Origin of the sequence: Pseudomonas sp. CAN1, from assembly GCF_030462585.1 — a bacterium.
Lineage (GTDB): Bacteria > Pseudomonadota > Gammaproteobacteria > Pseudomonadales > Pseudomonadaceae > Pseudomonas.
The window spans coordinates 50,318-76,216 of sequence record NZ_JASMRU010000023.1; the positions used below are offsets into that span (position 1 = coordinate 50,318).

General features: G+C 65.5%; 28 protein-coding genes. 12 read left to right on the top strand and 16 right to left on the bottom strand.

Going from position 1 to position 25,899, the window contains the following annotated elements:
• Positions 1-702: 702 nt before the first annotated feature.
• From QO207_RS23635 to cmoB, 6 genes are all read left to right on the top strand, one after another.
• A complete protein-coding gene (locus tag QO207_RS23635; protein WP_301534712.1) occupies positions 703-1,098 on the top strand; it encodes a protease inhibitor I42 family protein in 396 nt (131 codons plus the stop codon).
• A 117-nt stretch (positions 1,099-1,215) separates the two neighbouring features.
• Complete coding sequence (locus QO207_RS23640) at positions 1,216-1,890, top strand: lysoplasmalogenase (RefSeq protein ID WP_301534713.1); 675 nt, start codon at positions 1,216-1,218, stop codon at positions 1,888-1,890.
• A gap of 1 nt (position 1,891) precedes the next feature.
• On the top strand, positions 1,892-2,638 hold the full coding sequence (locus QO207_RS23645) for an ABC transporter substrate-binding protein (RefSeq protein WP_301534714.1): 747 nt from the start codon (positions 1,892-1,894) through the stop codon (positions 2,636-2,638).
• Positions 2,639-2,724: 86 nt separating this feature from the next.
• Entirely contained in the window at positions 2,725-3,297 is a 573-nt protein-coding gene (locus QO207_RS23650; protein WP_184587266.1) for a hypothetical protein, read from the top strand.
• A 114-nt stretch (positions 3,298-3,411) separates the two neighbouring features.
• A complete protein-coding gene (gene cmoA, locus QO207_RS23655) occupies positions 3,412-4,152 on the top strand; it encodes a carboxy-S-adenosyl-L-methionine synthase CmoA (protein WP_301534715.1) in 741 nt (246 codons plus the stop codon).
• A complete protein-coding gene (cmoB, locus tag QO207_RS23660; protein ID WP_301534716.1) occupies positions 4,149-5,117 on the top strand; it encodes a tRNA 5-methoxyuridine(34)/uridine 5-oxyacetic acid(34) synthase CmoB in 969 nt (322 codons plus the stop codon). The genes cmoA and cmoB overlap by 4 nt, the downstream gene beginning before the upstream one ends.
• Before the next feature lie 166 nt (positions 5,118-5,283).
• Here the strand turns inward: cmoB and pdxJ are convergent, their stop codons facing one another.
• From pdxJ to rpoE, 12 genes are all read right to left on the bottom strand, one after another.
• Positions 5,284-6,027: a pyridoxine 5'-phosphate synthase gene (gene pdxJ / locus QO207_RS23665; protein WP_017517398.1), complete on the bottom strand. Its 744-nt coding sequence runs from the start codon at positions 6,025-6,027 to the stop codon at positions 5,284-5,286.
• Positions 6,020-6,724 (bottom strand): DNA repair protein RecO, encoded by a 705-nt coding sequence (gene recO, locus QO207_RS23670; RefSeq protein WP_301534717.1) that lies wholly within the window; start codon positions 6,722-6,724, stop codon positions 6,020-6,022. Before recO ends, pdxJ begins: the two co-directional genes overlap by 8 nt.
• 88 nt (positions 6,725-6,812) lie before the next feature.
• A complete protein-coding gene (gene era / locus QO207_RS23675) occupies positions 6,813-7,754 on the bottom strand; it encodes a GTPase Era (RefSeq protein ID WP_301534718.1) in 942 nt (313 codons plus the stop codon).
• The gene (gene rnc / locus QO207_RS23680) at positions 7,747-8,439 is read right to left on the bottom strand and encodes a ribonuclease III (protein ID WP_301534719.1); all 693 of its coding nucleotides are present in this window, start codon (positions 8,437-8,439) and stop codon (positions 7,747-7,749) included. The genes era and rnc overlap by 8 nt, the downstream gene beginning before the upstream one ends.
• On the bottom strand, positions 8,436-8,813 hold the full coding sequence (locus tag QO207_RS23685; protein WP_301534720.1) for a DUF4845 domain-containing protein: 378 nt from the start codon (positions 8,811-8,813) through the stop codon (positions 8,436-8,438). The genes rnc and QO207_RS23685 overlap by 4 nt, the downstream gene beginning before the upstream one ends.
• Positions 8,814-8,958: 145 nt before the next feature.
• On the bottom strand, positions 8,959-9,813 hold the full coding sequence (lepB, locus tag QO207_RS23690) for a signal peptidase I (protein ID WP_301534721.1): 855 nt from the start codon (positions 9,811-9,813) through the stop codon (positions 8,959-8,961).
• A gap of 5 nt (positions 9,814-9,818) precedes the next feature.
• Positions 9,819-11,618 (bottom strand): translation elongation factor 4, encoded by a 1,800-nt coding sequence (lepA, locus tag QO207_RS23695; RefSeq protein WP_301534722.1) that lies wholly within the window; start codon positions 11,616-11,618, stop codon positions 9,819-9,821.
• A 147-nt stretch (positions 11,619-11,765) separates the two neighbouring features.
• Positions 11,766-13,196, bottom strand: coding sequence for a DegQ family serine endoprotease (locus QO207_RS23700; RefSeq protein WP_301534723.1), 1,431 nt, complete (start codon positions 13,194-13,196; stop codon positions 11,766-11,768).
• 36 nt (positions 13,197-13,232) lie between these two features.
• Positions 13,233-13,688 (bottom strand): SoxR reducing system RseC family protein, encoded by a 456-nt coding sequence (locus QO207_RS23705; RefSeq protein WP_301534724.1) that lies wholly within the window; start codon positions 13,686-13,688, stop codon positions 13,233-13,235.
• Complete coding sequence (locus QO207_RS23710) at positions 13,685-14,629, bottom strand: MucB/RseB C-terminal domain-containing protein (protein ID WP_301534725.1); 945 nt, start codon at positions 14,627-14,629, stop codon at positions 13,685-13,687. The genes QO207_RS23705 and QO207_RS23710 overlap by 4 nt, the downstream gene beginning before the upstream one ends.
• Positions 14,630-14,650: 21 nt before the next feature.
• Entirely contained in the window at positions 14,651-15,235 is a 585-nt protein-coding gene (locus tag QO207_RS23715; protein WP_301534726.1) for a sigma-E factor negative regulatory protein, read from the bottom strand.
• A 31-nt stretch (positions 15,236-15,266) separates the two neighbouring features.
• Positions 15,267-15,851, bottom strand: a complete 585-nt coding sequence (gene rpoE / locus QO207_RS23720) for an RNA polymerase sigma factor RpoE (protein WP_301534727.1) — start codon at positions 15,849-15,851, stop codon at positions 15,267-15,269.
• Positions 15,852-16,311: 460 nt separating this feature from the next.
• On the opposite strand from rpoE, the gene nadB reads away from it, so the two are divergent.
• A complete protein-coding gene (gene nadB / locus QO207_RS23725) occupies positions 16,312-17,928 on the top strand; it encodes an L-aspartate oxidase (RefSeq protein ID WP_301534728.1) in 1,617 nt (538 codons plus the stop codon).
• Here the strand turns inward: nadB and QO207_RS23730 are convergent.
• Positions 17,897-18,349, bottom strand: a complete 453-nt coding sequence (locus QO207_RS23730; RefSeq protein ID WP_301534729.1) for a protein YgfX — start codon at positions 18,347-18,349, stop codon at positions 17,897-17,899. The genes nadB and QO207_RS23730 overlap by 32 nt on opposite strands.
• A complete protein-coding gene (locus QO207_RS23735) occupies positions 18,333-18,587 on the bottom strand; it encodes a succinate dehydrogenase assembly factor 2 (protein ID WP_301534730.1) in 255 nt (84 codons plus the stop codon). Before QO207_RS23735 ends, QO207_RS23730 begins: the two co-directional genes overlap by 17 nt.
• A gap of 170 nt (positions 18,588-18,757) precedes the next feature.
• On the opposite strand from QO207_RS23735, the gene QO207_RS23740 reads away from it, so the two are divergent.
• Together QO207_RS23740 and QO207_RS23745 are read left to right on the top strand one after the other, a co-directional pair.
• Positions 18,758-19,693 (top strand): folate-binding protein YgfZ, encoded by a 936-nt coding sequence (locus QO207_RS23740; protein ID WP_301534731.1) that lies wholly within the window; start codon positions 18,758-18,760, stop codon positions 19,691-19,693.
• A gap of 45 nt (positions 19,694-19,738) precedes the next feature.
• Entirely contained in the window at positions 19,739-20,575 is an 837-nt protein-coding gene (locus tag QO207_RS23745; RefSeq protein WP_054909002.1) for an HDOD domain-containing protein, read from the top strand.
• A gap of 147 nt (positions 20,576-20,722) precedes the next feature.
• On the opposite strand, the gene QO207_RS23750 is transcribed toward QO207_RS23745, so the two are convergent.
• Both QO207_RS23750 and QO207_RS23755 read right to left on the bottom strand, forming a co-directional pair.
• On the bottom strand, positions 20,723-22,129 hold the full coding sequence (locus QO207_RS23750; RefSeq protein WP_301534732.1) for a sensor histidine kinase: 1,407 nt from the start codon (positions 22,127-22,129) through the stop codon (positions 20,723-20,725).
• Positions 22,122-22,793 carry a response regulator gene (locus QO207_RS23755; protein WP_024765529.1) on the bottom strand — a complete coding sequence of 224 codons (672 nt, stop codon included), beginning with the start codon at positions 22,791-22,793 and terminating at the stop codon, positions 22,122-22,124. The genes QO207_RS23750 and QO207_RS23755 overlap by 8 nt, the downstream gene beginning before the upstream one ends.
• Positions 22,794-23,079: 286 nt before the next feature.
• Here QO207_RS23755 and QO207_RS23760 point away from each other — a divergent pair, with 286 nt between their 5' ends.
• From QO207_RS23760 to QO207_RS23770, 3 genes are read left to right on the top strand one after another with little or no spacing between them, the layout of a single operon-like run.
• On the top strand, positions 23,080-24,369 hold the full coding sequence (locus QO207_RS23760) for an OprD family porin (protein ID WP_301534733.1): 1,290 nt from the start codon (positions 23,080-23,082) through the stop codon (positions 24,367-24,369).
• A 29-nt stretch (positions 24,370-24,398) separates the two neighbouring features.
• The gene (locus QO207_RS23765) at positions 24,399-25,376 is read left to right on the top strand and encodes a tripartite tricarboxylate transporter substrate binding protein (protein ID WP_301534734.1); all 978 of its coding nucleotides are present in this window, start codon (positions 24,399-24,401) and stop codon (positions 25,374-25,376) included.
• A 49-nt stretch (positions 25,377-25,425) separates the two neighbouring features.
• Positions 25,426-25,893 carry a tripartite tricarboxylate transporter TctB family protein gene (locus QO207_RS23770; protein WP_301534735.1) on the top strand — a complete coding sequence of 156 codons (468 nt, stop codon included), beginning with the start codon at positions 25,426-25,428 and terminating at the stop codon, positions 25,891-25,893.
• The last annotated feature ends 6 nt before the right edge of the window (positions 25,894-25,899 follow it).

Genomic DNA, 25,899 nt, shown 5'->3' on the forward strand with positions numbered 1-25,899 from the left:
CCGGCTTTTCGCTTCGCGAAAAGTACCCTCGGTTCCTCGGAGTTTCAGGGGGCCGCCGCGAAGGGCCATCCCTGGCCAGTCGCGGCTTCCGCGGCATCCATGCCGCTCTCCCCCTGAAACTCCGATCACCTTCGGCCTCCTGAAAGGGGCACTCCGGAGCGTGCGGATGTTTCTCTGGAAACCCTCAAGAGCCAGAGCCGGCGCTTGTGTGTAGGGCGGATAACCCGGAACGGGTTATCCGCCGATACCACAACGGCGGATAACGCTGGCGCGTTATGCGCCCTACGACCAGCTCCACCCTGTAGGAGCGAGCTTGCTCGCGAACCGCACTCTGCCACCCTCCCCGGCGGAACATTGATGCTGTTGACGCACAGGAATTGATGGGTATCGCTGCGCTCCACGCCATCCTACGTTTGTGCTTCGCTGTGGTTTCGGTGGGGATGTGAACTCTGCTCGCGGACAAGGTCCGCTCCTACGGGGAAATGCGGTGCCAGGCGGTTCGCGAGCAAGCTCGCTCCTATGAAGAGCCCACTTCACACCGATCTGGCTTTGGCTCTGGCTCGCCCGAGGGGGCGAATCAAGAAGTCCGAGCGCACGCCGAAGCGACGCTAAACCGCCCAAGCCAAAAGCATCGCAGGTGCGTCCACTGCTACGTCGATTGCGTTATCCTGCGGCCCAACCTGTCCCCTCCCAGGAGCCGTCATGCCGTCGTACCGCTCGTTGCTGCCCCTCACCCTGGTCCTGCTCGCCGGCTGCGCCGGGCAGACCAAACCCGTGGTCACCCTGGAAGACGCCAGCGACTGCAAGCCGCTGAAACTGCATGCCGGCCAGGAGCTGGTGCTGATCCTGCCGAGCAACCCCACCACCGGTTTCCGCTGGGAGATGCGCAACGCCGCCAACGGCCTGCTGCGCGCCCTCGGCCCGGAGGTCTACAGCAATCCCGAGGACGCCGGCCTGGTCGGCAGCGCCGGGGAGTCCACCTGGCGCTTCCGCGTTTCCGGCGCTGGCGAGGACAAGCTGGAACTGGCCTACCGCCGCCCCTGGGAGCCGGAAGTGGCGCCCGCGCAGACCTTCGTCTGCCCGATTGCCGTCAAGTAACGCGCGCCCACCGAACGACAGCCCGGCGCCATAAGCCGCTCGTGCTGGCGCCTTCGGCCTGTGGAGCAACTGCACGCTGCGGCAAAGTGAGCGCTCGTTTCCACGGGAGGGAACCCCATGCGCTGGGCGCTCTTGGCACTGATCGGCGGTGCCGCTTACCTGTTCGCCGTCACCTTCGACCTGCACGCGCTGCGCATGCTGTGCAAGCCGCTGCCGGTGCTGGCCATGCTGTTGTGGATTCTCGGCACGCCGGCCGACGGCTACCGGCGCTGGGTCGCCATCGGCCTGGTGCTGTCGATGCTCGGCGACATCCTGCTGGAATGGCCAATCAACGCCTTCGTCCCCGGCCTCGCCGCCTTCCTGCTGGCGCACCTGGCCTACCTGGTCGCCTACCTGGGTGATACTCGCCGCTTCGCCCCGCTCGGCCTGCTGGTTGCCGGCGCCCTCGGCGGCGGCCTGTTCGCCCTGCTCTACAGCCGAGGCCTGGGCCCATTGCTGCTGCCGATTGCGCTGTACAGCCTGACCATCAGCGCCATGCTCTGGCGCGCCATCGCCCGGCTCGGTGTGCCCTCGATCGCCAATGCCAGCCGGGTATTTGCCGCCTTGGGCGCGCTGCTGTTCGTCAGCTCCGACTCAATGATCGGCATCAGCCGCTTCGTCGTCGCCTTCGACGGCTCCTCCTACGCCATCATGCTGACCTACTGGCTCGGCCAGCTCGGCATCGCCGCTTCGGTCACAAGTCGTCATATCGTTCTGCCATACTCGGAAGGACAACCCGCCACCCGAGCCTGACATGCTGCGACTCGCTTCACCGGCCCTGCTGCTCTGTTCCGCGCTGGCCAGCGCCGAGCCCCTGCGCCTGGCCGGCGATGACTGGTGCCCCTATCTCTGCCCAGGCGATCCGGAAAAACCCGGCTTCCTCCTCGAAGCCCTCGGCCAGTTGCTGCCGCAGCCGCCACAGTTCGAACCCCTGCCCTGGCCACGCGCGCTGCAGATGGCCCGCGAAGGCCTGGTGGACGGCGTGGTCGGCGCCTACAGCGAAGAGTCGGATGGCCTGCTGATCGGCCGCGAACCGATCGGCTGGGTGACCATGCGCTTCTACGTCCGCGAGGACAATCCCTGGACCTGGAACGGCATCCCCTCGCTGGGTAACCAGGCCGTCGGCCTGGCCCAGGGTTACTCCTATGGCAGCGAAGTGGATGCCTGGCGCGACGACAATCTGGCCAACCACGAACAGGTGCAGGTCTTAAGCGGCGAGAAGGTGCTCGAACGCAATATCCAGAAGCTGCTGCTCGGGCGCATCACCGTGCTGCTCGAAGACAGCCAGATAGTCGAACACTACCTGCGTCGCCACGGTCTCTCCGCGCGCATCCAGGCAGCCGGCGAACTGAGCGAAAAACGCCCGATGTACGTCGCGCTGAACCCTCGCCTGGAGGGCGTCGAACAGCGCCTGAGCGACCTCGACGAAGGCTTGCGCGGACTGCGCCGTGACGATCAGTGGAAGCCTCTGATGCAGGGCTATGGCGTCGCCGTTGACTAGCCCGACAGAGGCGTGAGAAAAGTCCTGCAGAGCCATCTGCCATCGGCTATAGATCAATCATAAGAGTCTGCAAAAAGGGGAGCTCCATGCGTGCAGTAGTTCGCTCGATGTTGTTGCTGGGAGCGTGCCTGACGCTCTCCGCCTGTGGCGGCTTGTTGCCCAGCGAACGCGCGGAAGTGCAATCACCGTTCCTGGACTACCAGGATGCACAGAGCCGCTTCAACCAGGTCGATCCTGGCAAGACCACCCGCTCCCAGCTCTACGCACTGGGCTTCGACCCGCTGTCCCAGGGCAACGCGAAGATGCTCTCGTTCATCGACGTGCGCCTGCTCTTCGTGCAACCCAACATCCCCATCGACTACCTCCCCGACGGCCTGGTGACCTGCCTGCAGGCCAAGGACCGCTGCATCGGCTACGCCTTCGACTTCAACAAGACCGACAGCCAGCGCGTCGGCAGCTTCTGGGCCGACATCTTCAACTTCCGCAAGCGCCGCCAGGTGCAGGGCTGGTCGTTCCGCCCGGTGTTCGTGCTGATCGACGACGTGGTGGTGCACAAGACCAGCAACGGCGAGCCGAACATCCGCCGCATGGAAGACAAGAAGAACCCCCTCGGCCCGCTGCAGGGCGCCGGCGAATACTTCTCCGACCAGCTCAAGTGACCCTCGTCCGCTAACGGTTGGGCGCACCTCGCGCCTCGGCTACAATGCGCGCCCCGGCAAACGGGGCGCGCCGCGCCTCCTTGCCTGTTCCAGCGCAACGAGGCCCCATCCAGCGTGAGCGAATCCGACCGCATCTTCGCCCAGCCGCAAACCCAGGTTCCCGACTTCACCTTCAACGAGGACGTGGTGCGCGTCTTCCCGGACATGATCAAGCGATCGGTGCCGGGCTACCCCACCATTGTCGAGAACATCGGCGTGCTCGGTGCGCGCTTCGCTGCCCCGAACAGCGTGCTCTACGACCTCGGCTGTTCGCTGGGCGCCGTGACCCAGGCGCTGCGCCGCCATGTGAAGACCGAGGGCTGCCGCGTCATCGGCGTCGACAACTCGGCACCGATGATCGAGCGCTGCGGCGAATACCTGCGCGCCCAGGACGCCATGCACCAGGAACTGCTGCCGGTCGAACTGATCGAGGCGGACATACTCACCCTGGACCTCAAGCCCTGCTCGCTGATCGCGCTGAACTTCACCCTGCAGTTCATCGCCCCCGAACAACGTCTGGAACTGCTCACCCGCCTGCACAGCGCGCTGTTGCCCGGCGGCGCGCTGATCCTCTCGGAAAAACTGCGCTTCGCCGATGAGCAGGAGCACGAACTGCTCACCAGCCTGCACATCGACTTCAAGCGCGCCAACGGCTACAGCGAACTGGAAATCGCCCAGAAGCGCACCGCCATCGAGAACGTCATGCGCCCCGACACCCTGGAGACCCACCGCGAGCGCCTGCTGGCCGCCGGTTTCTCCAAGGTCGTGCCCTGGTTCCAGTGCCTCAACTTCGCCTCCCTGATTGCCCTGCCATGATCGAACGCTTCGACCTCGACCGCCTGCGCCTTGAACTGGCCGGCACGCCACTGGAATCCTGGGCCGCCGCGCTGCCCGCACAACTGGCCAGCAAGGTCGACGATGGCCACGGCGATCTCGAACGCTGGCTGGCCGCGGTGGATCGCCTGCCCGAGCTGCAAGCCGCCGCCGTCGAGCTGCGCGAGCGCTTCAACCTGGAAGGCGACTGCGACGAAGACACCCGCGCCCAGCTCAAGCTTGCCCTGCAGGGGCTGATCCCGTGGCGCAAGGGGCCGTTCAACCTGTTCGGCGTGCACATCGACACCGAATGGCGCTCGGACTGGAAATGGGACCGCGTCTCGCCGCATATCGACCTGACGGGCAAACGCGTCCTCGACGTCGGCTGCGGCAACGGCTACTACCAGTGGCGCATGCTCGGAGCCGGCGCACGCAGCGTGGTCGGCGTCGACCCGAACTGGCTTTTCTTCTGCCAGTTCCTCGCCATGAAGCGCTTCCTGCCGGACCAGCCGGCCTGGCACCTGCCCTTCGCCCTGGAAGACCTGCCGGAAAAACTGGAAGGCTTCGACACAGTGTTCTCCATGGGTGTGCTCTACCACCGCCGCTCGCCCATCGACCACCTGCTGGCGCTCAAGGACTGCCTGCTGCGTGGCGGTGAGCTGGTGCTGGAAACCCTGGTGGTGGAAGGCGATGTAAATACCGTGCTGGTGCCCGAGGACCGCTACGCGCAGATGCGCAACGTGTGGTTCCTGCCGTCGGTGCCGGCGCTGGAACTCTGGCTGCGCCGCGCGGGCTTCACCGACGTGCGCAGCGTCGACGTGAGCCGCACCTCGATCGAGGAGCAGCGCGCCACCGAGTGGATGCGCTACCAGTCGCTGCCGGACTTCCTCGACGCTAACGACCACAGCCGCACCATCGAAGGCCTTCCGGCGCCGCTGCGCGCGACGCTGGTGGCGCGCAAGCCTTAGGTTACGCCGGGTTCGCGAGCAAGAACTGGGCGTCCCCCTCGCTCCTACGAAGAGCACCGCTCCCTGTAGGAGCGAGCTTGCTCGCGAACCGCCCAATCCCCGTCAGCCATGGCGGCGGATAACCCGTTCCGGGTTATCCGCCCTACGGTTTCAAATCAGGTAGCGATCAGCGGTTGGCTGCCGCCACGATCAGCGCCTTCATCTCGGCAACCGCCTGCTTGAAGCCCACGAACAGCGCATGGGCGACGATGGCGTGGCCGATGTTCAGCTCGTTGATCCCGGCAATCGCCGCTACCGGCTCGGCGTTGTGGTAATGCAGGCCGTGGCCGGCGTTGACGATCAGGCCGTGGGACAGGCCGAACTCCACGCCATCGCGAATGCGCGCCAGCTCATGGGCGGCTTCGGCCGGATTGTGGGCATCGGCATAGCGACCGGTGTGCAGCTCCACCGCCGGTGCACCGATGCGCGCGGACGCTTCGATCTGGCGCTGGTCCGGGTCGATGAAGAGCGACACTTCGCAACCGGCGGCGGCCAGGCGCTGCACCGCTTCACGGATGCGCGCTTCCTGGCCGGCGACGTCCAGGCCACCCTCGGTGGTCAGTTCCTGACGGGTTTCCGGAACCAGGCAGACGTGGGCCGGGCGGATGATCTCGGCAAACTTCATCATCTCCTCGGTGACGCCCATCTCGAAGTTCATGCGCGTCTGCAGCACTTCGGCGAGCACGCGCACGTCGCGGTCCTGGATGTGCCGGCGGTCTTCGCGCAGGTGCACGGTGATGCCGTCGGCGCCGGCTTCCTCGGCGTCCAGCGCGGCTTTCACCGGGTCGGGATAACGGGTGCCGCGGGCCTGGCGCAGGGTGGCGACGTGGTCGATGTTCACGCCGAGCAGGATACGGTTGGCTTCAGTCACGGGAGTTGTCCTTGCGATTCATGAAGAGCTCGCGGCTGACCAGCGGTCGACCGCCAAGATGGGGAGCGAGGGCCTGGCGCATCAGGCGCTTGGCCGCCGCCAGGGCGCCAGGGGCACTCCAGTCGGCTTCGGCCATGGCCAGCAGGTCGGCGCCGTGGAACAGGCCCGGCTGCAGACTGCCGACCGGCTCCAGGCCGGCATCGGGCAGCAGGCGGTAGAGGCCGTCGGGCGCCACGCTCTGGCCGACGATATCGGTGTCCAGGGAAAAACCATAGCCCAGGTCGTCCAGCAGCCGCCATTCGAAGGAGCGCAGCAGCGGCTCCAGCGGACTGCCGGCGGCCAGCAGCGGCAGGGTCGCGCGGTAGTGCTCGAACAGCGCGGGGTGCGGATCTTCGGCCGGCAGCAGGCGGATCATCAGCTCGTTCAGGTACAAGCCGCTGAACAGCGCTTCGCCACTGAGCAGGTTGGGGATGCCGTGGGGTTCCAGGCGCACGACGTTCTTCAGGTCGCTGCGCCCGCGGAACTCGGCCTCCAGCGGCACGAACGGCCGCGCCAGCGCACCGGCCTTGCCCCGCGCACCCCGCAGCACGGCGCGCAGCCGGCCTTGCGGGGTGAAGAAGTCCACCAGCGCGCTGGTTTCCTTGTAGGGACGGCTGTGCAGGACGAAGGCGGCTTGGGCGGTAGAAGCGAGGCTCATGCGCTGCGCCTGGAGTGGGAGTCGGGGGAGTGGGCACGCTGAGGCGCCCGAAGGATGCGCCCCGCTAAGGCTCGCGGGGCGTTGCCGATCAGAGGTCGCCGTAGCCCAGCGAACGCAGTGCGCGCTCGTCGTCGGACCAGCCACCCTTCACTTTCACCCAGAGGTTGAGCATGACCTTGGAGTCGAACAGCACTTCCATGTCCTTGCGCGCGTTCTGGCCGATGCTTTTGATGCGATCGCCCTTGTCGCCGATGATGATCTTCTTCTGGCCATCGCGTTCGACGAGGATCAGCGCATGGATGTGCAGGATCGGACCGTCCTGCTTGAACTCTTCGATCTCCACGGCAACCTGGTACGGCAGCTCGGCGCCCAGCTGGCGCATGATCTTCTCGCGCACCAGTTCGGCGGCGAGGAAGCGGCTGCTGCGGTCGGTGATCTGGTCTTCCGGGAAGAAGTGGTCATTCTCCGGCAGGCGCTCGGCCACCAGGCCTTCGAGCACGTCGAGGTTCTGCCCGTGCTGGGCGGAAATCGGCACGACTTCGGCGTTGGGCAGCTGTTCGGCCAGCCACTGCAGGTGCGGCAGCAGCTCGCCCTTGTCTTCCATGCGGTCGACCTTGTTCACCGCCAGCAGGACCGGGCAGCTCACGTACTTGACCTTGTCGTAGACCATCTGGTCTTCGTCGGTCCAGCGGTTGCGGTCGACGACGAAGATCACCACGTCGACGTCCTTCAGCGCGGCGCTGGCCGAACGGTTCATGTAGCGGTTGAGCGCCTTGTCGTTGTCCTTGTGCAGGCCGGGGGTGTCGACGTAGACGGCCTGTACATCACCCTCGGTCTTGATGCCCAGCAGGGTGTGGCGGGTGGTCTGCGGCTTGCGCGAGGTGATCGCCAGCTTCTGCCCGAGGATGTGGTTGAGCAGGGTCGACTTGCCCACGTTGGGGCGGCCGACGATGGCGACGTAACCGCAACGGACGCTGCCTGCTTCATCGTGCTCGGATTGATCGTGCTGGTCTTGCTCGTGCTCACTCATGGCCATTCTCCACGCCCAGGGCTGCCAATGCGGCAGCGGCGGCCACCTGCTCGGCGATGCGGCGGCTGCCGCCGTGACCGTGGGTCTTGTCATTCAGCAGGGCCACCTCGCACTCCACGAAGAAGGTGCGGCAGTGGGGTTCGCCCTGGATATCCACCACGTCGTAACGCGGCAAGTCGCACCCGCGCGATTGCAGGAATTCCTGCAGGCGGGTCTTGGGGTCCTTGTTGGTATCCACCGGGGTCAGCTCGCGCAGTTGCGGGCCGAGCCAGCCCATGATCCGCTCGCGGGCGGAATCCATGCCGGTGTCCAGATAGATGGCGCCGATCAGCGCCTCCATGGCGTCAGCCAGGATCGACTCGCGGCGGTATCCGCCGCTTTTCAGCTCGCCCGAACCCAGTCGCAGGTAATCCCCGATCTCGAAGCCGCGGGCCAGCAGGGCCAGGGTCTCGCCCTTCACCAGTCGCGCGCGCAGGCGTGACAGCTGGCCTTCGCGGGCCTGGGGGAAGTGGGTGAACAGGGCTTCGCCGATGACGAAGTTGAGGATGGCGTCACCGAGGAACTCCAGGCGCTCGTTGTTGCGCCCGGCGAAGCTGCGATGGGTCAGCGCCAGGACCATCAGGTCCTGGTCGCGGAAGGTGTAGCCAAGCTTGCGCTCGAGTCGATCCAGACTGTTGTTACTCACGGCATTCGTACACGATATTCTTTGTCAAAGTGGACCACCAGGTCGATGTTCTGCACCAGGGGCTCGCGTTTTTCGTACTTCAGATGGGCGCGGAATTCGTTGTTTTCCAGCTGCACATCCAGGGCATCTTCCAGCTTGAGGTCGCGGATGTTGTTGAGCATCAGCGCCTTGTTGACGTAAGCATAGAACTCCGGCACCGAGCGGACTTCCGCCGCCTTGTCGGTTTCCACCGACTGGATCGACTTCTCGATGGCGAAGTAGTCCATGTAGTGCGGGATCAGCTTGAACGCGGTGCTGGCCAGGAACGCCACGACGGCGAGAACCACCAGCCAACCCAGCAGCGACATCCCCTTCTGCGAACGTGCGTACGTCATATCGACCTCATGTCGTTATCTTTCTTGTTTGCCCCGCCAACCGCGGCAGGTCCAAGTGAAGCGGGGCTGCCTCGCTCCCCGCGTGCAGCCCCGCCCTTTTTTCTAGCACCGCCGCAGGCCGCATGGCTTGCCGCGTCTCACAAGCTTAGTGAATCACGCCGACCCGCGAGAAATTCGGCAGGTTGCGCATCTTCGGATCCGGCCAGCTCATCCACACCGCGAACGCCTTGCCGACGATGTTGCGGTCCGGAACCATGCCCAGCAGGTCCTTCGGGATCTTCGGGTCGTTCCAGTAGCGGCTGTCGTTAGAGTTGTCGCGGTTGTCGCCCATCATGAAGTAGTGCTCGGCGGGGACTTTCCACTGCTTGCCCGGCTCGATGCGGAAGCGGGTCATTTCCTTGCGGATCATGTGCTCCGCAGCGCCCAGCTTCTCCTGGTACAGGGTCACGCTGCCCAGGGTGCCCGGCTCTTCGCCCACCAGGGACTCGGCCACCGGCTGGTCGTTGATGTACAGGCGCTTGTCGCTGGTGTAGCGGATGGTGTCGCCCGGCACGCCGACCACACGCTTGATGTAGTTGATGTTCGGGTCGCTGGGATAGCGGAACACCATGACATCGCCACGCTGCGGGTCACCGACCGGGATCACCTTGGTGTCCAGCACCGGCAGGCGGATGCCGTAGGCGAACTTGTTCACCAGGATGAAATCGCCCACTTCCAGGGTCGGCTTCATCGAGCCGGACGGAATCTGGAACGGCTCGACCAGGAACGAACGCAGCACCAGCACGATGAACAGTACCGGGAAGAACGACTTGCCGTACTCGACGAGTACCGGTTCCTTGTTGAGCTTCTCCAGCACTTCCGGGTCAGCTTCGCCGACCGAGCCTTCATAGGCGGAAATGGCTGCCCGGCGACGCGGTGCGAACAGCACCAGATCAACCAGGGCGAGTACGCCGCATACCGCGACGGCAATCACCAGCAACAGCGGGAAATTCAGGGTCATAGGGTTCAACTGTCCACTTTGAGCACAGCGAGGAAGGCTTCCTGCGGAATCTCCACGCTACCGACCTGCTTCATCCTTTTCTTACCGGCCTTCTGCTTCTCCAGCAGCTTGCGCTTACGGCTCACGTCACCACCGTAGCACTTGGCCAGTACGTTCTTCCTGAGCGCCTTGACCGTCGAACGGGCGATGATCTGCCCACCGATGGCCGCCTGAATCGCGACGTCGAACATCTGCCGCGGGATCAGTTCCTTCATCTTCTCCACCAGCTGACGGCCCTTGTACGGGGCGTTGTCGCGGTGGACGATCAGGGCGAGGGCATCGACCTTCTCGCCGTTGATCAGCACATCGAGACGAACCAGGTTGGCCGGCTCGAAGCGATCGAAGCTGTAGTCCAGCGAAGCATAGCCACGGCTGGTGGATTTCAGGCGATCGAAGAAGTCCAGCACCACTTCGTTCATCGGCAGGTCGTAGATCACCTGGACCTGGCCGCTGAGGAAGTGCATGTCGCGCTGTACGCCGCGCTTCTCGATGCACAGGGTAATGACGTTGCCCAGGTGCTCCTGAGGCACAAGGATGGTCGCGCGGCAGATCGGCTCGCGCATCTCGTCGATGGACGACAGGTCGGGCAGCTTGGACGGGTTGTCGACGTAGAGGATCTCGCCGTTCTTCTGCACGATCTCGAAGATCACGGTCGGCGCGGTGGTGATCAGGTCCAGGTCGTATTCGCGCTCCAGGCGCTCCTGGATGATCTCCATGTGCAGCATGCCGAGGAAGCCGATGCGGAAACCGAAGCCCAGGGCCTCGGAGCTTTCCGGCTCGTACTGCAGCGCGGCGTCGTTCAGGGTCAGCTTCTGCAGGGCTTCGCGGAAGTCCTCGAAGTCATCGGAGCTGACCGGGAACAGGCCGGCGTAGACCTGCGGCTTGATGCGCTTGAAGCCCGGCAGCACGTCCACGTCGGGGGTGTTGTTCAGGGTCAGGGTGTCGCCGACCGGGGCACCGAGGATGTCCTTGATGCCGGCAATGATGAAGCCCACTTCGCCGGCCTTCAGGTCCGGAGTCTCGGTGTGCTTGGGGGTGAAGACGCCGACGCTGTCCACCTGGTGGATCTTGCCGGTGGACTTCACCAGGATCTTGTCGCCCTTCTTGACGCGGCCGTGCTTCACCCGCACCAGCGAGACCACGCCCAGGTAGTTGTCGAACCAGGAGTCGATGATCAGCGCCTGCAGCGGGGCGTCGATGTTGCCTTCGGGGGACGGGATGGTCGCGACCAGGCGCTCCAGTACCTCGTCCACGCCCATGCCGCTCTTGGCCGAGCAGGCCACGGCGTCGGTGGCGTCGATGCCGATGATGCTTTCGATCTCGTCCTTCACGCGGTCCGGGTCGGCCTGCGGCAGGTCCATCTTGTTCAGCACGGGCATGACTTCCAGGCCCTGCTCGATGGCGGTGTAGCAGTTGGCGACCGACTGCGCTTCCACGCCCTGGCCGGCGTCCACCACCAGCAGCGCACCTTCGCACGCCGCCAGCGAACGGCTGACTTCGTAGGTGAAGTCGACGTGGCCGGGGGTGTCGATGAAGTTCAGCTGGTAGGTCTTGCCGTCCTTCGCCTTGTAATGAAGGGTGACGCTGTGCGCCTTGATGGTGATGCCGCGCTCGCGCTCCAGGTCCATGGAGTCCAGAACCTGGGCCTCCATCTCGCGGTCGGACAGGCCGCCGCACATCTGGATGAAGCGGTCTGCCAGCGTCGACTTGCCATGGTCGATGTGGGCGATGATGGAGAAATTGCGGATATGACTCAGGTCACTCACGGCGAACACACTCGGAAGGCTGAAGGCGGCGGTCCGCCGAAAAATAGCCGGGGAGTTTACCTGACTCCAGCGCCATGCGTCACGCCGCGCCGGACGGTCAGGCATGAAAAAGGGCGGTCGAGACCGCCCTTTTTCAGTGCACTGGCCTTACTCGGACAGCTTGAAGGTGATGAAGCTCGCACGCCCCTGGCGCAGTACGCGCATGGAGATGGAGCGATCCTTCGGCAGCGCCTTGGCGATCTCGGCGAAGGTCTTGGAGGAGTCCACCGCGCGATTGTTCAGGTGAGTGATGACGTCACCCGGACGCAGGCCGACCATGGCAGCCGGGCCGCCCTGGACGTCCTTGATCACCACGCCGCCCTTGATGTCCATGGACTTGCGCTGCTCGGCAGTCAGCTCCGCCACGGTCACGCCCATGCGATTGCTGCTGCGCTCGGCGCCTTTGCCTTCGACAGCGGCGACGGCATCGTCGTCATCCGGCAGGCTGCCGATGGTCATGTTGAGGGTCTGGCGCTTGTTGTCACGAATGACTTCCAGGGCCGCCTTGTCGCCCGGCTTCATGTTGCCCACCAGGTGCGGCAGGTCGGCGGACTCGTTGATGGTCTGGCCGTTCAGGCTGAGGATCACGTCGCCCACCTGCAGGCCACCCTTGGCCGCCGGACCGTCTTCCACCAGCTGCGCCACCAGTGCGCCGGACGGCTTGTCGAGACCGAAGGATTCGGCCAGGTCCTTGTTCACTTCCTGGATCACCACGCCCAGCCAGCCGCGATTGACCTTGCCACCGGCTTTCAGCTGATCGGCGACGTTCAGCGCCACATCGATCGGGATCGCGAAGGAAAGGCCCATGAAGCCGCCGGAACGGGTGAAGATCTGCGAGTTGATGCCGACCACTTCGCCCTGCAGGTTCAGCAGCGGACCACCAGAGTTGCCCGGGTTGATCGCCACGTCGGTCTGAATGAACGGCACGTAGTTCTCGTTCGGCAGGCTGCGGCCCTTGGCGCTGACGATACCGGCGGTCACCGAGTGGTCGAAGCCGAACGGCGAGCCGATGGCCAGCACCCACTCACCGACCTTGAGCTTGTCGGAATCGCCCAGCTTGAGGGTCGGCAGGCCCTTGGCATCGATCTTCAGCACGGCCACGTCGCTACGCGGGTCAGCGCCGACCAGCTTGGCCTTGTGCTCGCTGCGGTCGGACAGGCGCACGAGGATCTCGTCGGCGTCGGCCACCACGTGGTTGTTGGTGAGGATGTAGCCATCATCGGAAATGATGAAGCCCGAACCCAGGGACTGGGCTTCGCGCTGCTGACCACGGGGCGCCTGGCCCTGGCCACCCTGGCCGCGGGGAATGCTGCGTTCGAAGAATTCGCGCAGGCCCGGCGGCAGGCCGTCGAGGTCCGGAATGCCCATCTGCGCGTTGGAGCGATCGGGAAGCTTCTGCGTGGTACTGATATTGACCACCGCGGGCGAGGCTTTCTCGACCAGCGGGGTGAAGTCCGGTAGTTCAGCCCGCGCGGTGACCGACAGGCTCAGGGCCAGCAGGGCGACCAGCGCAGCCATGCTGCGTTTCAGGGTTTGCATTGACTACAGCTCCCGTGATGTTGATTGGGAAGATCACTAAACAGGGCCGGGCGGCCCACCGACCAGCGTACGCAGCACAACCGGTTGCATCGCCGGATCATCCGTATGGCGCCGCGTGAAGCGGCGCACCAGCAGCCAGGAGAGGAGGAAACCCACCAGACCGGCTGCGATGATGAGCGGTTCTCCCAGGCTGAAGCGCGCTGCCAGCAGTGCCGGCGCGAACAGTCCGATCAGGGGAACCAGATAGAAAAGCAGGGCGCTCTTCAGCAGAAGGTCTTCGTCCAGGCCCAGCACGACTTCGTCGCCGGGCGCCAGGTGCAAAGCAGAAAGGGCGCGCACTTGGCCACGCCCCTGGTCAACGCCCAGTCGCCCCAGGAACCCCTGGCCGCAACCGCTGTTGATCGAACATCCCGAGCAGGTGGAGCGGCGCAGCGTTTCGACCTGGACAGCGCCAGACTCGACCGCAACCACCCTCCCCCACTCCTGGATCACTGTGGCTGGGCTCCCGTCGGCCGCATGGACAACGCCACGCGCTCGGCCGTGCCACTGGGTATCTCGCCGACCACGGTGACCATGGTGCCACCGTCGTCACTGGCGAAGCGCCTCGACACCACGGTGGTCGGGCCCAGCTGGGTGCGGGCATCGTCGACCTTGGCACCATGCAGCGGTTCGAGGAACACCGAGAAGCGCGCCAGGCCGTCGCCGTAGGCGAGGCACAGGACCTGGTCATTGGAGACCGGGCTGCGTTCCTGCAGCGTGCTGTTCAGGGTAAAGCCCGGCGGCACCCACTCGGAATGCCAGCCCGTCTTCACCTCGGCGACCTTGGTTTCCTTCACCGGCTTGCAGGCAGCCGTGGGCTGCAACTCGCCATCGTCCGGCGCGGACAGGTCGATACGGGTGAACTGCAGGCGCTCGATGATCTGGCCCTTGTCGTTGAGCAGCAGCGACTTGAGCGGCAGGCCGGTTTCCTTGTCCACGTGCAGCTCGAAGCCGTAGCGATGCTGGTCACGCGGGATCACCGCCAGCACCACCGCAGGGCGGTCGGCTATGCGCGATTCGCCAGCGACACGAACGTCGTAGTAGGCAGAAAGATCAGTCGGGTTGAGCTTGCGCGCCGGCCACATCTCGCCGGTCGACGCCTGCCCCGCCATGCCGCCACCCACGCACTGGGTGGCGCCATCGACGCGCACCACTTCCTGGCGCGGCCCATCGACCTGGACCAGGTGCTCGCGCACCGAGCCATCAGTCTCCACCCGATGCCAGACATCGTGGGTAGTGAAGGCTCCGCTGCGTTCGTAGATGAAGGTACCCTGGAAGTTCTGTTTCTGATCAGCCTCGGAGAGGCGTTTGATCCAGTCCAACGCATCGGCGGCCTGGACTGGCAATGCCAGCAGACCGCCGAGGAAGAACAACAGTGCTGTAGTCGCGCGCATGTCGCTCCTTAAGGTCGCAAATCAGCGGCTTTCCAGGCTCGCGGCGCGTGCATAAGGCAGGGCGCTGTCGGTGCCGCTGACGGCGGACTGCTGCGCGTGTTGACGCAGGTAACCCGGAAGACGCTGGTCATGCCAGGTGGTCTGCCCGCCCTGGGCATTGGTAATCACCTGCGGCGCCTCGTCCTGAGTGTAGCCTGCCAGTACCGCCGGGCCCTGCACTTGCGGCAGAGCGATCTGCGGAGTGGCACCTTGCTGGGCAAGGCCACTGGCAACACTGTCATCCTGGTGGTACATCCGCACACCGGCCAGCACGGCCAGGGTCACCGAGGCGGCGACGGCAAGACGGCCGACGTTGCGCCAGGGATTGCGGCTGCGTTGTGCCGGAGCGGCCTCATCGGCCAGCGCGGCGGACACAGCGGCGGCGATGTCCAGCTTGGGCATGGCCGGCTCGCGGTGCATCACTGCACGCGCTAGTTGGTAACGAGACCAGGTGGCGCGCAATTCGGCGTCCTCGCCGCAGGCTGCAAGCACACGCCGCAGCTCCAGCTCGTCCGCTTCGTTATCCATAACCGCGGACAGCGACTCCTGCAGGGCTTCACGACTCATAGCGGTACCTCTCTTGGCTTCTGCCGCTGTATCAGACTTCTTCATGCAACAAAGGCTGCAAAGCTTTGTCGATCGCTTCCCGCGCACGGAAGATCCGTGAGCGGACGGTCCCCACCGGACACTGCATCACGGTGGCGATATCTTCGTAACTCAGGCCTTCGAACTCACGCAGGGTCAGAGCCGTGCGCAAATCGTCGGGCAACTGCTGGATGGTTCGATGAACGGTTTCCTCGATCTCATCCCGCAGCATTGCTCGTTCCGGCGACTCGATGTCCTTGAGGGCGTGGTCGCCTTCGAAGAACTCCGCGTCTTCCGCCGTGACATCGCTGTCCGGTGGGCGCCGACCGCGCGCCACCAGATGGTTCTTCGCGGTGTTGATGGCGATACGGTACAGCCAGGTATAAAAGGCACTGTCGCCGCGGAAGTTACCCAAGGCGCGATACGCCTTGATGAACGCTTCCTGTGCGACATCCTGGGCTTCTTGGGCGTCGTGCACGAACCGCACGATCAATCCCAGAATCTTGTGCTGGTACTTCAGCACCAGCAGGTCGAAAGCCCGTTTGTCTCCGCGCTGTACCCGTTCAACCAGTTGCTGATCCTGTTCCTGGGTTAGCATGAATGCTCCTCTACGAGCCTGGAGGAGCTTCGAGCACCCTGGTAATTCGTCCTGCCAAGATAGACTCGGGCCTTTTGCAAAAGTTCTCCCCTCCAAGCATGCGCCGCACAGTTTTTTCACATCGGCGGCAATCGGACCCCGACATGCGTCCGAAGCCCGTTGAATTCAACTGTACCGGGCGAAACACCCGCGCCCCTTCCGCGCAATGTCAATCTGCGCGAAAAGTCGATTGGGTATTCCGCGTTCGAACCGGAACGCCTGAAAAAGTTCCGGTTAATTACTGCAATCGTCGACCGACGTAAACGCCACCTGTTCCGCCTGGCACGCCGGCTGAGCGGGGCTCGGGGCCTGCCGCCCTGCGACTGCCGATGGGCCTTGAGCGGCTTCGGTGTCATCGGTTCGCCAGTATTGTGCCGTGGCCCCCTTCTATATACTAGGGCGCCATTTTGTGGAGCCGGGTATGAGTCAGCATTTCCAGCACGATGTCCTAGTGATCGGCAGCGGGGCCGCCGGCCTGACGTTGGCGTTGACGCTGCCCGCGCACCTGAAGATTGCCGTGCTGAGCAAGGGCGAGCTGTCCCAGGGCTCCACCTTCTGGGCCCAGGGCGGCGTCGCTGCCGTGCTGGACGATACCGACACGGTCGAGTCCCACGTCGAGGACACCCTGGTCGCCGGCGCCGGCCTGTGCCGCGAGGACGCGGTGAAATTCACCGTCGAGCACAGCCGCGAGGCCATCCAGTGGCTGATCGAGCAGGGCGTGCCCTTCACCCGCGACCATGAACCGGGCCGCGAAGACGGCAGCTTCGAATTCCACCTGACCCGCGAAGGCGGCCACAGCCACCGGCGCATCATCCATGCCGCCGACGCCACCGGCGCCGCCATATTCAATGCCTTGCTGGAGCAGGCCCGGCAGCGCCCGAACATCGAACTGCTTTCGCAACGGGTCGCCGTCGACCTGATCACCGAGCAAAAACTCGGGATGAACGGCCAGCGCTGCCTGGGCGCCTACGTCCTCGACCGTACCACCGGCGAGGTCGACACCTTCAGCGCACGCTTCACCGTGCTGGCCTCCGGCGGCGCCAGCAAGGTCTACCTCTATACCAGCAACCCCGACGGCAACTCCGGCGACGGTATCGCCATGGCCTGGCGCGCCGGTTGTCGGGTCGGCAACCTGGAATTCAATCAGTTCCACCCGACCTGCCTGTACCACCCGCAGGCCAAGAGCTTCCTGATCACCGAAGCGCTGCGTGGCGAAGGCGCCCTGCTGCGCCTGCCCAATGGCGAACGCTTCATGCCGCGCTTCCACGCCCTGGGTGAACTCGCCCCGCGCGACGTGGTGGCCCGCGCCATCGACCACGAGATGAAGCGCCTGGGCATCGACTACGTCTACCTGGACATCAGCCACAAGCCGGCCGAGTTCATCCGCGAGCACTTCCCCACCGTCTACGAGCGCTGCCTGGACTTCGGCATCGACATCACCTGCGAGCCTATCCCGGTGGTCCCAGCCGCGCACTACACCTGTGGCGGCGTGGTGGTGGACTCCCAGGGCCGCACCGACGTGCCGAACCTCTACGCCATCGGCGAAACCACCTTCACCGGCCTGCACGGCGCCAACCGCATGGCCAGCAACTCGCTGCTGGAATGCTTCGTCTACGCCCGCTCCGCTGCCGCCGACATCCTCGCCGAGCTGCCCAAGGCCCAGGCGCTGGTGGCGCTGCCCTGCTGGGACGCCAGCCAGGTGACCGATTCCGACGAAGACGTGATCATCGCGCACAACTGGGATGAACTGCGGCGCTTCATGTGGGACTACGTCGGCATCGTGCGCACCAACAAGCGCCTGGCCCGTGCCCAGCACCGGGTGCGCCTGCTGCTGGACGAGATCGACGAGTTCTACTCGAACTACAAGGTCAGCCGCGACCTGATCGAGCTGCGCAACCTGGCCCAGGTCGCCGAACTGATCATCAATTCGGCCATGCAACGCCACGAGAGCCGCGGCCTGCATTACACGCTGGATTACCCGGAGCTGCTGCCCGAGGCCCGCGACACTATCCTGGCGCCACCCACCTACTGCGGCTGAAGCGCAGCCTGACCCGCAGGCGCCGGTGCAACTCCGGCGCCAGGGCATCGGCGGGAATACACACACTACGCGCCAGCCAGTCGCCGGGGCGGCGGAAACGCAGGACGATCAGCGCCGGCAGCGCCAGACTGTCGGGCAGCAACTGCATCGGCTGATACCCGCCCCGCTCGCTGTAGAACTGCCAGCCATCGGCGTTGTGCCGTAGCGCACGTACCGAATCCGGCGCGCACAATAGAATCCGCCCAGGCACAACCAGTGCGGCGTGCAGCAGGCAGAGGCTCAGGCCGAGGGTTTTCCAGTGCAGCGGAAGGTCGGCGAGCAGCAGCGCCAGGATGGCGCCGGACTGCGCGACGAGGTAGGCCGCCAGCAAGCCGATGGACGGTTGCCAGCGACACTCGAAGGGGTCACTTCGGCTGGACACGGTCCAGGATCATGCGAACGATGATGCGCAGGTCGGCATCATCCGGCTCGCCGCGCTGCATGAACCAGCCGAACATGTCTTGGTCCTCGCACTCCAGCAGCTTGCGGAAGCGCGCCTGATCATCGGCGGGCAGGCCCGGATAGACTTCCTGGACGAAGGGCACCAGCAGGACGTCCAGCTCCAGCATGCCGCGGCGGCTGTGCCAGAAAAGGCGTTTGAGTTCGGTTTCGTCGTTCATCTGCGGGGCACCTCGATTAACAGCGGGCGAATACGTCTTGAGGCTCGCGAAGCCGACGGACGGCGCGAGCCGAGCGGCATTATACGCATGCGCAGGCGCCCCGGCACCCGCTGACAAGGCGCAGTCCGAGCTCTATCATGAGGCCCCTAACTTTCTTCCAGCGAATCGTGATGACCGACTCTGCTTTCTACACCGAACTCAATCACGAAGGGATTCTCGCCGTCCGTGGCGCGGACGCCGCCAAATTCCTCCAGGGCCAGCTGACCTGCAACCTCAATTACCTGGGCGCCGACTATTCCAGCCTCGGCGGCCGCTGCACGCCCAAGGGCCGCATGACCTCCAGCTTCCGCATCCTCGCCGAGGGCGAGGGCTTCCTGCTGGCCATGGCCAACGACCTGCTCGACAGCCAGCTGACCGACCTGAAGAAGTACGCGGTGTTCTCCAAGGCCACCTTGTCCGATGACAGCGCCCTGTGGGCGCGCTTCGGCCTGAGCGGCGCCGATGCCGTGCTCAGCGAGCTGGGCCTGAAGCTCTCCGGTGAAGCCGACCAGGTCGCGCGCACCGACGGCCTGATTGCCATCGGCCTCGGCCAGGGCCGCGTCGAACTCTGGGTGCCGGCCGAACGCGCCGCCGCTATCACCGAGTTGCTGCAAGCCCGCCTGCCCCACGCCGAACTCAACGACTGGCTGCTCGGCCAGGTCCGCGCCGGCGTCGGCCAGGTGTTCGGTGCCACCCGCGAGCTGTTCATCCCGCAGATGATCAACCTGCAGGCCGTGGGCGGCGTGAGCTTCAAGAAGGGCTGCTACACCGGCCAGGAAATCGTTGCGCGCATGCAGTACCTGGGTCGCCTCAAGCGCCGCCTGCAGCGCCTGAAACTCGATAGCGCCGAACTGCCGGAGCCGGGCCGCGAGCTGTTCTCGCCGGTGCACTCCACCAGTGTCGGCGAAGTGGTACTGGCCGCCCGCGCGGCCGATGGTGTGGAGCTGCTCGCCGTGCTGCAGGACGATGCCGTCGCCGACGGCAACGTGCGCCTGGGCGAAGACCAGCCGCTGCGCCTGCTGGACCTGCCTTACGTTCTGGACAGCGATCGCGAGATCCAGCGCTGAATTCCGTGCCGGGCGGGGAGCCCGGTTTTCCCTGAAGGACACTTCATGAGCAAGCTTGCCGAAAAAGTACAACAGGAACTGCTGCGGGCCATCGACAACGATGAGCTGGTGCTGCCGACGCTGCCGGAAGTCGCCCTGCGCGTCCGTGAAGCGGCGGAAGACCCGGACATCAGCATCCAGGACCTGAGCAAGGTGATCGGCAACGACGCTGCCCTGACCGCGCGCATCATCAAGGTGGTGAACAGCCCGCTGCTACGCACCAACAAGGAAATCACCGACCTGCAGATGGCGATCAGCCGCCTGGGGATCAACTACACCTGCAACCTGGCCACCGGTCTGGCCATGGAGCAGATGTTCCAGGCCACCTCCGACGTGGTCGACCGCAAGATGCGCGAGGTGTGGAACAAGAGCACCGAGATCGCCGGCATCTGCCATGCCCTGTGCCGCCACTACACCCGCCTGGCGCCGGACCAGGCGACCCTGGCCGGCCTGGTGCACCAGATCGGCGTGCTGCCGATCCTCACCTACGCCGAGGAGCACAGCGAGCTGCTGGCCGACTCCATCAGCCTCAACCACGTGATCGAGCGCATCCACCCGATCATCGGCGACCGCATCCTCAAGGCCTGGGACTTCCCGGCGCCGATCGCCGCCGTGCCGGGGCAGCACCTGGACTTCAGCCGCGACTCGGCCAAGGTCGACTACGTGGACATCGTCCAGGTCGCCACCCTGCAGAGCTACCTGGGCAGCCAGCACCCCTACACCGAGCTGGATTGGGCGACCATCCCGGCCTTCGCCAAGCTGGGCCTGGACCCGAAGGCGGACGTGAAGGAAGACGAAGACCTCTCCGCCGCGATGGAAGCGGCGATGAGCATGTTGCAGTAACGGCAAGCAAACGCGGCCAACCTGTAGGAGCGAGCTTGCTCGCGAACGGGGTTCGCTGCAGAGCGGTTCGCGAGCAAGCTCGCTCCTACGAAAAGCGCTTGCTCAACTCCGAAACCCGTCTTGATCGGCGGGTTTCGCGTTTCTGCTTCAGGCGCTTTCCGCGGGGAAGGTCACCCGCACCAGCAACCCGCCCAATTCGCCCTGGCCCAGTTCGATCCGCGCGCGATGCGCGCTGCAGATCTCGCCGACGATGGCCAGGCCGAGGCCGGTACCCTGCTGGCGGCGGCGGTAGAAGCGGCGGAAGACCTTGTCACGCTCCTCCGCCGGGATGCCAGGGCCGTCGTCCTCGACCTCCAGTTCCACCGGCGAACGCACGCGGATGATCACGTTGCCCTCCGCCGGAGCATGGGCAATAGCGTTGTCCACCAGGTTGCTGAGCAGCTCGTTGAGCAGGGTCGGGTCGCCCTTCACCCAGGCGGGTTCATCCGCTTCCAGCGCCAGCGCCACGCCGCGCGAATGGGCCAACGGCGCCAGCGCCAGGCCCAGCTCGCGAGCCAGCTGGCTCAGCTCGATGCTCTCCCCCGCGCCCTCGGCGATGGCGCGGGCACCACTTTCCACCCGCGCCAGGGACAGCAGCTGGTTGGCCAGCCCGGTCACCCGGTCGGTGTTCTGCACGGCCTCAACCAGCGTCGCGCGCCACTGCTGCGGGTCCTGCTCGCGCAGGCCCAGTTCCAGCCGCGCCTTGAGCGCCGCCAGCGGAGTGCGCAGCTCGTGGGAGGCCTCAGCGATGAACTGCGATTGGCGGTCAAACAACCCGCGTAGGCGCACGGTGAAATGGTTGAGCGCCGCCACCAGCGGGCGCAGCTCCTTCTGTACAGCGACCTCCGGCAACGGCCGCAGGTCGTCCGGCTGGCGCTCTTCCACCGCTTCGCGCAGCCGGTCCAGCGGGCGCAGGCCGGCACTTACGGCGTACCAGACCATCATCAGCGCGGCGATGGCCGACAGAGCGAGGTTGAGCAGCGTGTCGGCGAGCAGGTTGCGCGCCAGCCGCTCACGGGCGCCCATGGTTTCGGCGACGCGGATTTCCGCCATGCCATTGACCGTCGGCTGGCTCACCGGCTGCAGCAGGCTGACCACCCGCACGCCCTGCCCCTCGTAGGTGGCGTCGTAGAACTTGGCCAAGGCAGGGTAATCGTCGGTGCGCGGCGTGGTCGGCAGTGGTGCCGGGAGGTTCTCGTAGCCGGAGATCATTTTCCCCTGGGGGTCGATCACCTGGTAGAAGATGCGTCCGGCGCTGTCGTACTCGAAGCTGTCCAGCGCCACGTAGGGCACGTTGGCGCGCAGGGTGCCGTCGCTGGCATAGAGGCCATCGGCGATGTCCCGCGCCGAGGCCAGCAAGGTGCGGTCATAGGCGATGTCGGCGGCATGCCGGGCGCGCCAATAGGTGGCCGCGCTGCCGATCAGCAACAGCACCAGCAGCAGCCCGCCGAGGCGCCAGAGCAGCCGCCCACGCAGGCTGCCCGCGCCGAGAAAGCCCCAGCGCCGCTCAGCCATCCTGGGCTTCCAGCAGGTAGCCCAGGCCGCGGAAGGTGACGATGCGCACCGAGCTGCCTTCGAGCTTCTTGCGCAGGCGGTGGACGTAGATTTCGATGGCATCGGCGCTGGCGTCCTGGTCCAGTCCGAATACCTGTGCCGCCAGTTGCTCCTTGCTCATCACCCGCCCCGGCCGGGCGATCAGCGCTTCCAGCACGGCCTGCTCGCGGGAGGTCAGGTTCATCGCCTGCTCGGCCAGGGTGAAGCGCCGCGCACCGAGGTCGTAGACCAGCTCGCCGCAACGCTGCTGCTGTTCGCCGCCGAGCACACTGCGGCGCAGCAGGGCTTTTACCCGCGCTTCCAACTCGGTGAGTTCGAAGGGTTTGGCCAGGTAATCGTCGGCGCCGAGATTCAGCCCGTGCACGCGGTCGCGCACTTCGCCACGGGCGGTGAGCATCAGCACCGGCAGGGTCTTGCCGCGCTCGCGCAGGCGCGCCAGCACCTGGAAGCCGTCGAGCCGCGGCAGGCCGACATCGAGGATCGCCAATGCGTAGTCCTCGCTGGCCAGGGCCAGGTCGGCAGCCACGCCGTCCTGCAGCAGGTCCACGGTCCAGCCGGCGCCCTTGAGAGCCTGGGCGACGCTTTCGCCGAGTTGCGGATGGTCTTCAACCAGGAGAATTCGCACGCGTTTCCACTCCTCGGACTACAGGTTCGGGCCGGCAGTTTACCCATCCGCGAGCCGCTGTGAATGGGGGAAATTCGCTGAAATCACTGCGAAAGGAGACTGAAAGCCTGGCGAAAGCTTAGCCCGTTAGCATCGCTGACGAGCCGCCTCCCAACACCCGGATTTGCAGCGCCGACTGCCCAGGCGCAACGGAGGGAGAAGCGGACTCGACGACGGCAAAGACCGTCAACAGAGCGAAAGGCGGCGTGGTGCCCTTTCGCGACAACAACAAGAACGGAGACCACAGATGCCCACCGCCCAGCCATCGGCTGCACCGGCTTTTCGCAAGCCATTCGCGAACCGTCTGACCCCTACCCTGCTGGCCTTTGCCGGAGTCGCCCCGCTGTGCGAGGCCGCCGGTTTCATCGAAGACAGCAGCGCCACGCTCAGTACCCAGAACATCTACTTCAACCGCGATTTCCGCGACGGCACCGGCCAGTCCAAGCGCGAAGAATGGGCGCAGGGTTTCATCCTCGATTTCCAGTCCGGCTACACCCCCGGCACCATCGGCGTCGGCCTGGATGCCATGGGCATGCTCGGCCTGAAACTCGATTCCTCGCCGGACCGCACCGGCACCGGCCTGCTACCGACCCACGACGACGGCCGCGCCGCCGACGAGTACAGCAAGCTGGGCCTGACCGCCAAGTTCAAGGCCTCCGCAACCGAGCTGAAGATCGGCAGCCTGATCCCCGACCTGCCGACCCTGCAGCCCAACGACAGCCGCCTGTTCCCGCAGACCTTCGAAGGCGGCCTGCTCAATTCCACCGACCTGCCGGGCCTGAACTTCACCGGCGGGCGCCTGGAGAAGGTCAAGGACCGCGACTCCACCGACTACACCGACCTGGCGCTGAACAACAAGAACCGCCGCTTCTCCGGCGGCAGCGCCGAGGGCAAGCACTATGACCTGGCCGGCGGCGACTACAAGTTCACCGATAACCTCACCGGCCGTTACCACTACGCGCAGCTGGACGAGGTCTACCGCCAGCACTTCGTCGGCCTGCTCGCCAGCTACCCGCTGGGCCCCGGAAAATTCAGCGCCGATGTGCGCCTGGCGATCAGCGACGACCAGGGCGAAGCACGCGGCGGCGAGATCGACAACCGCGCCTTCAACGGCCTGCTCGGATACGCCATCGGCGCCAACAAGTTCAGCGTCGGCTGGCAGCAGATGAGCGGCGACAGCGCCTTCCCCTACATCGACGGCAGCAACCCCTACCTCGTCAACTTCGTCCAGGTCGGCGACTTCGCCGAGACTGACGAGCGTTCCTGGCAGGTCCGCCACGACTACGACTTCGCCGGCCTCGGCCTCCCCGGCCTGACCCTGATGAATCGCTATATCAGCGGCGACAATGCCAGAATCAACGGCATGGACGGTCACGGCCAGGAATGGGAGCGCAACACCGACATCAAGTACGTGGTCCAGAGCGGCCCGCTCAAGCACGTCGCGGTGCGCGTGCGTAACGCCACCTACCGCTCCAGCTTCGCGCGGGATGCCGACGAAACACGTATCTACCTCAGCTACTCCCTGGCGATCTGGTAAACCGACAACAACAAGAGAGGCATCGCACCATGTCCACCGTCCTGCGCAACCTGACCCTCGCCGGCGCCGCCCTGCTCGCCGCCAGCCAACTGATGGCCGAGCCCAAGCGCCCGGAATGCATTGCCCCGGCCTCTCCCGGCGGCGGCTTCGACCTTACCTGCAAGCTGGCGCAGAGCGCCCTGGTGGACGAGAAACTGCTGACCAAGCCGATGCGCGTCACCTACATGCCCGGCGGCGTCGGTGCCGTGGCCTACAACGCGGTGGTCGCCCAGCGTCCGGCCGACGGCAACACCATCACCGCCTTCTCCAGCGGCTCGCTGCTGAACCTGGCCCAGGGCAAGTTCGGCCGCTTCGACGAGAACGCCGTGAAGTGGCTGGCCGCCGTCGGCACCAGCTACGGCGCCATCGCCGTGCCCAGCGACTCGCCGTACAAAAACCTTGGTGACCTGGTGGCCGCGCTCAAGGCCGATCCGGGCAAGGTAGTGATCGGCTCCGGCGGCACCGTCGGCAGCCAGGACTGGATGCAGACCGCGCTGATCGCCAAGGCCGCCGGCATCGACCCGAAGCAGCTGCGCTACGTCGCCCTGGAAGGCGGCGGCGAGATCGCCACGGCGCTGCTGGGCGGGCACATCCAGGTGGGCAGCACGGACATCTCCGACTCCATGCCGCATATCCGCGCCGGCAAGATGCGCATCCTCGCGGTGTTCTCCGAGGAGCGTCTGAAGGATGAAGGCATGGCCGACATCCCCACCGCCAAGGAGCAGGGCTTCGACATCGTCTGGCCGGTAGTACGCGGCTTCTATGTCGGGCCTAAGGTGAGCGAGGAGGACTACCAGTTCTGGAAGGCCTCCTTCGACAAGCTGCTGGCCTCGGAAGACTTCGCCAAGCTGCGCGACCAGCGCGAGCTGTTCCCCTTCGCCATGACCGGCCCGGAGCTGGACGCCTACGTGAAGCAGCAGGTCGCCCAGTACAAGCAGCTCGCCCGCGAGTTCGGCCTCATCCAGTAACGCCCCGTGCGGCGCCGCCTTCAGCGAAGGCGGCGCAAGGAGACTCCCCATGTCCCGTACCAGCCTCTTCCAGCGGCTGTTCGCCGGCGTCTGGCTGATTGCCTGCGTCGCCTTCGCCCTGATCGCCTGGAACCTGCAGGCGCCCTTCTCCTACGAACCGGTCGGCCCGCGCGCCTACCCGTTGCTCTGCCTGGTGCTGATGATCATCGGCCTGGCCTGGCTGATCGCCCGCCCGACGCCGATCAAGCGCGAGGAAGACGAGCCGGCGCTGGAAGGCGCGCTGCTGGTCAAGGTGCTGCTGTGCATCGCCATCCTGGCGGTCTATGCCGGCCTGTTCGAGCCGCTGGGGTTCATTCCGGCGAGCACCCTGGTCGGCAGCTTCATCGCGATGATCTACGGCGGCCGCCCGCTGGCCAGCGTGATCACTGCGACGCTGCTCGCCGTCGGCCTCTACGTGCTGTTCGACCGCACCCTGGATGTCCCGCTCCCGCTGGGCATTCTCGATCCCCTGCTCTGAGGAAAA

Excerpts from the sequence above, each read along its gene's own strand:
- QO207_RS23645 (WP_301534714.1), top strand. The coding sequence starts at position 1,892 with ATGCTGCGACTCGCTTCACCGGCCCTGCTGCTCTGTTCCGCGCTGGCC.
- QO207_RS23640 (WP_301534713.1), top strand. The coding sequence starts at position 1,216 with ATGCGCTGGGCGCTCTTGGCACTGATCGGCGGTGCCGCTTACCTGTTC.
- lepB (WP_301534721.1), bottom strand. The coding sequence starts at position 9,813 with ATGACCCTGAATTTCCCGCTGTTGCTGGTGATTGCCGTCGCGGTATGC.
- QO207_RS23750 (WP_301534732.1), bottom strand. The coding sequence starts at position 22,129 with ATGGCTGAGCGGCGCTGGGGCTTTCTCGGCGCGGGCAGCCTGCGTGGG.
- rpoE (WP_301534727.1), bottom strand. The coding sequence starts at position 15,851 with ATGCTAACCCAGGAACAGGATCAGCAACTGGTTGAACGGGTACAGCGC.
- era (WP_301534718.1), bottom strand. The coding sequence starts at position 7,754 with ATGAGTGAGCACGAGCAAGACCAGCACGATCAATCCGAGCACGATGAA.
- QO207_RS23700 (WP_301534723.1), bottom strand. The coding sequence starts at position 13,196 with ATGCAAACCCTGAAACGCAGCATGGCTGCGCTGGTCGCCCTGCTGGCC.
- QO207_RS23740 (WP_301534731.1), top strand. The coding sequence starts at position 18,758 with ATGACCGACTCTGCTTTCTACACCGAACTCAATCACGAAGGGATTCTC.
- QO207_RS23685 (WP_301534720.1), bottom strand. The coding sequence starts at position 8,813 with ATGACGTACGCACGTTCGCAGAAGGGGATGTCGCTGCTGGGTTGGCTG.
- QO207_RS23765 (WP_301534734.1), top strand. The coding sequence starts at position 24,399 with ATGTCCACCGTCCTGCGCAACCTGACCCTCGCCGGCGCCGCCCTGCTC.
- QO207_RS23635 (WP_301534712.1), top strand. The coding sequence starts at position 703 with ATGCCGTCGTACCGCTCGTTGCTGCCCCTCACCCTGGTCCTGCTCGCC.
- QO207_RS23770 (WP_301534735.1), top strand. The coding sequence starts at position 25,426 with ATGTCCCGTACCAGCCTCTTCCAGCGGCTGTTCGCCGGCGTCTGGCTG.
- QO207_RS23715 (WP_301534726.1), bottom strand. The coding sequence starts at position 15,235 with ATGAGTCGTGAAGCCCTGCAGGAGTCGCTGTCCGCGGTTATGGATAAC.
- cmoB (WP_301534716.1), top strand. The coding sequence starts at position 4,149 with ATGATCGAACGCTTCGACCTCGACCGCCTGCGCCTTGAACTGGCCGGC.
- QO207_RS23745 (WP_054909002.1), top strand. The coding sequence starts at position 19,739 with ATGAGCAAGCTTGCCGAAAAAGTACAACAGGAACTGCTGCGGGCCATC.
- QO207_RS23710 (WP_301534725.1), bottom strand. The coding sequence starts at position 14,629 with ATGCGCGCGACTACAGCACTGTTGTTCTTCCTCGGCGGTCTGCTGGCA.
- QO207_RS23760 (WP_301534733.1), top strand. The coding sequence starts at position 23,080 with ATGCCCACCGCCCAGCCATCGGCTGCACCGGCTTTTCGCAAGCCATTC.
- nadB (WP_301534728.1), top strand. The coding sequence starts at position 16,312 with ATGAGTCAGCATTTCCAGCACGATGTCCTAGTGATCGGCAGCGGGGCC.
- QO207_RS23650 (WP_184587266.1), top strand. The coding sequence starts at position 2,725 with ATGCGTGCAGTAGTTCGCTCGATGTTGTTGCTGGGAGCGTGCCTGACG.
- QO207_RS23735 (WP_301534730.1), bottom strand. The coding sequence starts at position 18,587 with ATGAACGACGAAACCGAACTCAAACGCCTTTTCTGGCACAGCCGCCGC.
- recO (WP_301534717.1), bottom strand. The coding sequence starts at position 6,724 with ATGAGCCTCGCTTCTACCGCCCAAGCCGCCTTCGTCCTGCACAGCCGT.